Origin of the sequence: Lacticaseibacillus nasuensis JCM 17158 (assembly GCF_001434705.1) — a bacterium.
Classification (GTDB): Bacteria; Bacillota; Bacilli; order Lactobacillales; family Lactobacillaceae; genus Lacticaseibacillus; species Lacticaseibacillus nasuensis.
This window is the reverse complement of record NZ_AZDJ01000007.1, coordinates 1-881: the sequence shown is the minus strand read 5'-3', so window position 1 is coordinate 881 and position 881 is coordinate 1. Positions and strand designations below refer to the sequence as shown.

1 pseudogene is annotated in these 881 nt (G+C 55.5%); it reads left to right on the top strand.

The annotated features are described in order from the left end of the window. A pseudogene (locus FD02_RS11255) lies at positions 1-881 on the top strand (hypothetical protein); the annotation flags it as partial.

Here is an 881-nt window from a genome sequence, read left to right as displayed (position 1 = left end):
AATGCGAAGGGTGAAAAGGGTACCGCAACACCAACCCTGACGGTTACGGATGCATCGGGGGCAACGACTGACCTGGCCACTGCCACTGGGACCGTAGGGACATACACACTGAGCTTTGCCTACACCGACGGTGGGAAGACAGTAACGAAGACTGCGACCTTGAACGTTGTCGCCCAGTCTAGTTTGACTGTGACCTACCATGACCAAACCACTGGCGAAGTCATTGGCTCGAAGACGCTCGAAGGCGGCGAAGGCACAAATTACGACGGCTTTACTGCCACCATCGACCAGATGACGGCAGCTGATGGCGTAGACGGTAGCAAGTACACCGAAGCCACGACGGACTACGTCACGGCTGACGGTGAACCGACCGATGCCACTCAAGTGCCAGATGGCACGTTTGATGGCAAGACAATCGATGTATACGTCAAGCACGTGCTGACTGAAGGCGATACTTACACGGCAACTTGGACGATTGAGGCCCAAACTGTTGATGGAACGGCTCTTGGTTCTGACAAGACGCAAACCGCTACTGGTCATGCGTATACCGATGCCGTCACTGGCGCGGTAAGTTACAAGGCCGATAAGGCCTTCACGGATGAAACCGTTGAAGACTTCAGTAAGCAGTTCGCCACCAACCCAACGATCGACGGGACTAGCGTTGCCGTCGGCAGCAAGATTGCGGCTAAGAACCCGGCTGTGGATGCAGACGGGTACATGGCAACTGCACCAACAGACGCAACGACGACGGTGATTTACACCGTGGCCAAGCCAACGCTGAGTGCTGAAGAAACCACTGCGACGGTTGGCTCAACTGTGGCCGTAGATGCCTTTAAGCCAAGCGCTAAGCTTGGTGATGCCGATGCAGAAGGCACGTTCAC